This window comes from Allobosea sp. TAB14, from assembly GCF_052113865.1.
In the GTDB taxonomy this organism is placed as follows: Bacteria; Pseudomonadota; Alphaproteobacteria; order Rhizobiales; family Beijerinckiaceae; genus Allobosea; species Allobosea spartocytisi.
This window is the reverse complement of record NZ_JBFRDQ010000262.1, coordinates 1-7,092: the sequence shown is the minus strand read 5'-3', so window position 1 is coordinate 7,092 and position 7,092 is coordinate 1. Positions and strand designations below refer to the sequence as shown.

2 protein-coding genes and 1 pseudogene are annotated in these 7,092 nt (G+C 66.9%); all 3 read right to left on the bottom strand.

Annotation, left to right across the window (positions count from 1 at the left end; all coding sequences use genetic code 11):
* Positions 1–1,094, bottom strand: a 1,094-nt coding sequence (locus AB4Y99_RS25790; RefSeq protein ID WP_441525333.1) for an ATP-binding cassette domain-containing protein, incomplete at its 3' end; no start/stop codon positions are given.
* Between the two features lie 332 nt (positions 1,095–1,426).
* Positions 1,427–2,711: pseudogene (locus AB4Y99_RS25785) on the bottom strand (glutamate synthase subunit beta).
* A 97-nt stretch (positions 2,712–2,808) separates the two neighbouring features.
* Positions 2,809–7,092 (bottom strand): glutamate synthase large subunit (gltB, locus tag AB4Y99_RS25780; protein ID WP_441525332.1); only part of this gene is annotated, 4,284 nt, incomplete at its 5' end.

Here is a 7,092-nt window from a genome sequence, read left to right as displayed (position 1 = left end):
GAATGGGCCATCCTCAGGCTCGCCGCGCCGCGGATCTCCGGATCGTTTCCCGTCAGCGCCGCACGCAACCGCGCGACGAAGCGCGTCTTGCCGGTGCCGTTGGCGCCGAGCAACGCGATGCGATCGCCGTTCTCGATCCAGAGCTCGCCGGTGCGGAAGAGCAGCCGCCCGTCCGGCGCGGCGATCATCGTGTCCTTGATCGAGACCAGCGCCTTGGCATGGCTGCCGCTGTTGCCGAGCCGGATCGCCCCCGCCGAGCGCTCCTTATGCGCGGGCCGGGCATTCTCCTCCAGCTTGTCGGCTCGCTCGGATAATTGCTTGGTCTTGACCACGAGCAGGTCCGAGCCGGAATTGATGCCGATATTCTTGAGCTTGGCCGCCTGCTGGCGCAGCGCCCTCACCTTGCGCATGTCGTTCTCGAACTGCCGCCCCCGCGCCGCGTCGCGCTCGTCGAGCGCCTGCAGCGCGCGCGAATAGGGGAGAGCGAAATCGACGCTTTCCGCCGGACGCAGGAACAGGGTGCGGTTGCTGACATCGTCGAGAAAGGCGCGGTCATGGCTCGCCACCACGACGGCGCAATCCCGCGGCAGGGCGGTGAGGAAGCGTTCGAGCAGGCCGATCCGCGCGAGGTCGAGATGGTTGGTCGGCTCGTCCAGTAGCATGAGGTCGGGCTCGGTCACCGCCGCCCGCGCCAACAGCATGGTGCGCTGCCAGCCGCCGGAAAGACCATTGACGGGGCGGCTGCGCAGGGCCTCGTCGACGGCGAGATCGTCGAGGAGGACATCCACCCGCCAGCTTTCGGTTTCGGCCGCCTCGGCGTCGAGCGCGTCGCGCACCGCATCGTGGAAGCTCATGGCGAGCAGGCGCGCAGGCGGCTCCTGCGGCGCGAAGGCGGTGACGAGGCCGCGCGTCCGGGTCAGCGTGCCCAGCGTCGCCTCCTCCTCGCCGGCCATGATGCGCAGGAGCGAGGATTTGCCGCGCCCATTGGCGGCGACGAGGCCGAGGCGGTCGCCCTTGGCGATGGACAAATCGAGCCCGGCGAACAGGATCTCGGTACGAACGAGCGAAAGGTCTTTGATGGCGATCAGGGACATCGGAATCTCATGAAGTCAGTCAGGCGCGAACAAGCGCGCCAAAAAAGGCTGACGATGAGACGGCGATACGGTCCCGGTCAGCCCCGCGAGATGAAGCGCGGGGCGTAGACAGGTCCTCGGGTGCGGCTGTGGAAGCGGCGGCGCGGCGCCTGCTCCCCCCTAAGATTCGATTCCATGACGGCGATCATAGCGACGGCGGTGCTTATGGAAAGGTCCGATCGATCACGCCGGGGCGAACGCATCCGCCCCGCTAGCCCTCATCCTTCGAAACGCGAGCCTTCGGCTCGCTCCTCAGGATGAGGGCTCGAAAACCGAGATGCGTTACGTCCCCCTCATATCGGCAGGATGGTCTCGCCCATCAGATGCTTGTCGATGGCATGCGCCGCCTGGCGGCCCTCGCGGATCGCCCAGACGACCAGAGACTGGCCGCGGCGCATGTCGCCGGCGACGAAGACCTTGTCGACGCTGGTGGCGTAGTCGCGGTCGTTGGCGACGACATTGGCGCGCTTGTCCACGGCCGCGCCCGACTGCGCGATCATGCCCTCGATCACCGAGCCTGCGAAGCCGATGGCGAGGAAGCAGAGATCGGCCTGCAGCACGAACTCGGTGCCGGGGATGGGCTTGCGCTTCTCATCGACGCGCGCGCATTTCACACCGGTCAGCCGCCCGTTGCGGCCCTCCAGCCCGAGCGTCGCCGCCTGGAACTCGCGCTCCGCGCCCTCGGCCTGCGAGGAGGAGGTGCGGAACTTCGTCGGCCAATAGGGCCAGACCGTGAGCTTGTCCTCGATCTCCGGCGCCATCGGCCGGATGTCGAGCTGCGTCACCGAGAGCGCGCCCTGCCGGAAGGCGGTGCCGACGCAGTCGGACGCCGTATCGCCACCGCCGACCACCACGACATGCTTGCCCGCAGCCAGGATCGGCGCCTCGCCGGAGACGTCCTCGCCGCCGACGCGCTTGTTCTGCTGGGTGAGGTAGGGCATCGCGTAATGCACGCCGGCAAGATTGGTGTCCGGCAGGCCGGGATCGCGTGGCGCTTCCGCCCCGCCCGTCATCAGCACCGCGTCGTGCTCGGCAAGGAGCGTCGCGAAGGGCAGCATAGAGATGGACGTCGTGGCCGACGCGGGCGAGCTGCTGCGCCGCAGCCATGCCGGCAGGCCCCGAGCCGACGATGGCGATGCGCTTGCCGGTGCGCCTGGCCGGGATCTCGGGCGCGATCCAGCCTTCTTGCCAGCCCTTGTCGGCAATCGCCTGCTCGATCGTCTTGATCGTCACCGGCATGTTCTCGAGGTTCAGCGTGCAGGCTTCCTCGCAAGGCGCGGGGCAGATGCGGCCGGTGAACTCCGGGAAGTTGTTGGTGGAGTGGAGGTTACGCAGCGCATCCTCCCAGCCGCCGGAATAGACCAGCTCGTTCCAGTCCGGGATCTGGTTGTGCACCGGGCAGCCGGTCGGGCCGTGGCAGAAGGGGATGCCGCAATCCATGCAGCGCGCCGCCTGCTTCTTGATATCGCGCTCCTCCTGCGGGAGCGTGAACTCCCGGAAGTGGCGAATGCGATCGCCGGCGAGCTGATACTTCTGCTCCTGCCGGTCGTATTCGAGAAAGCCCGTGACCTTGCCCATGCCGTTTCTCTCGCCCTGTGCCCGGGTCGCCCCGCACGCATGCCTTAACCTGTTCCGGGTGCCGGGACCGTGACGGCCCCGGCAGGTGGCGTTTCGCTTATTCCGCGGCCTGCAAGGTGCGGGCCTGCTCCATTTCGCGTAGCGCGCGGCGGTACTCGACCGGCATCACCTTGACGAACTTGGTGCGGTAATCCGCCCAGTTGTCGAGGATCGTGCGGGCGCGCTCCGAACCGGTGTAGTTCGCGTGGTTCGTCAGCATCTGCATCAGGCGCTCCTCGTCATGGCCCGACATGTTGGTCATGTCGATGCGGCCCTTGTGCTCGAGGTCGCCGCCGTGATGGTGCAGCCGTTCCATCAGCTCCTCTTCCTCCTCGACCGGTTCGAGATCGACCATCGAGAGGTTGCAGCGCGACTTGAAGGTGCCGTCCTCGTCCAGCACATAGGCGATGCCGCCCGACATGCCGGCCGCGAAGTTGCGCCCGGTCTGGCCGATGACGGCGACGACGCCGCCGGTCATGTATTCGCAGCCATGGTCGCCCGTGCCCTCGACCACCGCGATGGCGCCGGAGTTGCGCACCGCGAAGCGCTCGCCGGCGACGCCGCGGAAATAGGCCTCGCCCGAGATCGCGCCGTAGAGCACGGTGTTGCCGACGATGATCGAGCGTTCGGCCACGGCCCGGGTCGCGGGATCGGGCCGGACGATCAGCTTGCCGCCGGAGAGCCCCTTGCCGACATAGTCATTGGCTTGGCCGGTGAGCTCGACCGTGACGCCAGCCGCCAGGAAGGCCGCGAAGCTCTGGCCCGAGGTACCCTTCAGCTTCACCGTGATGGTGTCGTCCGGYAGGCCGGCATGGCCGTAYTKCTTGGCSACSACGCCCGAGAGCATCGCGCCGGTCGAGCGGTCGACATTGCAGATGCTCTCCTCGATCACGACCGGCGTGCCGGTCTCGACCGCGCCCTGCGCCGCCTTGATCAGCTTGCGGTCGAGCACATCGTCGATCGGGTGCTTCTGCAACTCGACATGGCGGATCGCCACGCCCGGCAGGTCAACCTTGTGGAACAGCCTGCTGAAGTCGAGCCCCTTCGCCTTCCAGTGCTCGATCGCCTCGCGCTTGTCGAGCAGGTCCGAGCGGCCGACGATCTCGTCGAGGCTGGTGAAGCCCATCTCCGCCATGATCTTGCGGACATCCTCGGCGACGAAGAAGAAGTAGTTCACCACATGCTCGGGCAGGCCCTTGAAGCGCTTGCGCAGCACCGGGTCCTGTGTCGCGACGCCGACCGGGCAGGTGTTGAGATGGCACTTGCGCATCATGATGCAGCCCGCCGCGATCAGCGGCGCGGTCGAGAAGCCGAACTCGTCGGCCCCGAGCAGAGCGCCGATCACCACGTCGCGGCCGGTGCGCAGGCCGCCATCGACCTGCAGCGCGATGCGCCCGCGCAGATGGTTCAGCACCAGGGTCTGCTGCGTCTCGGCGAGGCCGATCTCCCAGGGCGAACCGGCATGCTTCAGCGAGGTCAGCGGGCTCGCGCCGGTGCCGCCCTCGAAGCCGGAGATGGTGATGTGGTCGGCGCGCGACTTGGCGACGCCGGCCGCCACCGTGCCGACGCCGATCTCGGAGACGAGCTTGACCGAGAYRTCGGMCRCCGGGTTGACGTTCTTCAGGTCGAAGATCAGCTGGGCGAGATCCTCGATCGAATAGATGTCGTGATGCGGCGGCGGCGAGATCAGGCCGACGCCCGGCGTCGAATGCCGGGTCCGGGCGATCTTGGCGTCGACCTTGTGGCCGGGAAGCTGCCCCCCCTCGCCAGGCTTGGCACCCTGCGCCACCTTGATCTGCATCACGTCCGCATTAACGAGATACTCGGCCGTGACGCCGAAGCGGCCCGACGCGATCTGCTTGATCGCCGAGCGCTTCGAGCGCCCGTCCGGCATCGGCTTGAACCGGATCGCTTCCTCGCCGCCCTCGCCGGTGTTCGACTTGCCGCCGATCTGGTTCATCGCGAGCGCCATCGTCTCATGGGCCTCGCGCGAGATCGAGCCGAAGGACATCGCGCCAGTGGCAAAGCGCTTCACGATCTCGGACGCAGGCTCGACGCTCTCCAGCGGCACGGGCGCCCGGCCCTCATCGGCCGCCATCTTGAGCTTGAACAGGCCGCGGATGGTGCTGAGCCGTTGCTCGTCGTCATTCACCTGCCGGGCGAACTCCTCGTAGCGGTCCTGCGCGTTGAGACGCACGGCGTGCTGGAGCGAGGCGACGACATCCGGCTTCCAGACATGGTCCTCGCCGCGGACGCGGTACATGTACTCGCCGCCGATATCGAGGCTGTCACGGTAGAGCGGCGAGTCGCCGAAGGCGTCGCGGTGACGGCGCAGGCTCTCCTCGGCGATCTCGTCGAGACCGACCCCCTCGATCGCCGTGCCCGTCCCGAAGAAGAACTTGTCGACGAAGCTGGTCTTCAGGCCGACGGCGTCGAAGATCTGCGCGCCGCAATAGGACTGGTAGGTCGAGATGCCCATCTTGGACATCACCTTGAGCACGCCCTTGCCGACAGACTTGATGTAGCGCTTCACCACCTCGTCGGCATCGACCTCCTCGGGGAAGGCGCCCTGCGCATGCTGGTCGAGCAGGGTGTCGAAGGCGAGATAGGGGTTGATCGCCTCGGCGCCATAGCCGGCAAGGCAGCAGAAATGATGGATCTCGCGCGGCTCGCCGGATTCGACGACGAGGCCGACCGAGGTGCGCAGGCCCTTGCGGATCAGGTGATGATGCACCGCCGCCGTCGCCAAGAGCGCCGGGATCGGGATGCGGTCGGCGCCGACCTGCCGGTCGGACAGGATGATGATGTTGTAGCCGCCATGGACCGCCGCCTCGGCGCGCTCGCAGAGCCGCTCCAGCGCGCCATCCATGCCGGCCGCGCCCTCGCGCGCCGGATAGGTGAAGTCGATGGTCTTGGTGTCGAAGCGATCCTCGTAATGACCGATGCAGCGGATCTTCTCGAGATCGTCATTGGTCAGGATCGGGGTGCGCACTTCCAGGCGCTTGCGCCGCGAGGTGCCTTCCAGATCGAGGATGTTCGGCCGCGGCCCGATGAAGGAGAGCAGGCTCATCACCAGCTCCTCGCGGATCGGATCGATCGGTGGGTTCGTGACCTGCGCGAAGTTCTGCTTGAAATAGGTGTAGAGCAGCTTCGACTTGAACGAGAGCGCCGAGATCGGCGTGTCCGTGCCCATAGAGCCGACCGCTTCCTGCCCGGTCACCGCCATCGGCGCCATCAGCAGGCGGACATCCTCGGTGGTGTAGCCGAAGGCCTGCTGGCGATCGAGCAGCGGCACGTCGGTGCGCGAGGCCCGCGCCTCGACCGGCGGCAGATCCTCCAGCACGATCTGGGTGCGCTTCAGCCAGTCCTTGTAGGGGTTGGCGAGGCAGAGGCTCGTCTTGATCTCGTCGTCGYCGATGATGCGGCCCTGTTCGAGATCGATCAGCAGCATCTTGCCCGGCTGGAGGCGCCACTTCTCGACGATCTTCTCCTCCGGGATCGGCAGCACGCCGAACTCGGAAGCGAGCACCACGAGCCCGTCATCGGTGACGAGATAACGCGCGGGGCGCAGGCCGTTGCGGTCGAGCGTCGCGCCGATCTGGCGCCCGTCGGTGAAGGCGATSGCGGCWGGSCCGTCCCAGGGCTCCATCAGCGCGGCGTGATACTCGTAGAAGGCGCGCCGCTCCTCATCCATCAGCGGGTTGCCGTTCCACGCCTCCGGCACGAGCATCATCATGGCATGGGTCAGCGAGTAGCCGCCCTGCACCAGGAATTCGAGCGCGTTGTCGAAGCAGGCGGTGTCGGACTGGCCCTCATAGGAGATCGGCCAGAGCTTCGAGATATCCGAGCCGAACAGGTCGGAATCGACGCTCGCCTGCCGCGCCGCCATCCAGTTGACGTTGCCGCGCAGCGTGTTGATCTCGCCGTTATGGGCGACCATCCGGTAGGGGTGGGCGAGGCGCCAGGACGGGAAGGTGTTGGTCGCGAAGCGCTGATGCACGAGGGCGAGCGCGCTGTCGAAGCGCTCATCCTGCAGATCCTTGAAGTAGGAGCCGAGCTGGTTCACCAGCACCATGCCCTTGTAGACGATGGTGCGGCAGGACATCGAGACGGGGTAGTATTCAGCCGTCTTGCGCTCCTGATGCCTGTAGACCTTGTTCGAGACGGACTTTCTGAGGACATAGATCTGCCGCTCGAACTCGTCCTCGTCCGTGATGTCGTCGGGGCGGCCGACGAAGAGCTGGCGATGCACCGGCTCGGTCTCCAGCACGGCCTTGCCGAGATCGGCGTTGTCGACCGGCACATCGCGCCAGCCGAGGAAATTCAGCCCCTCCTCCTCGAC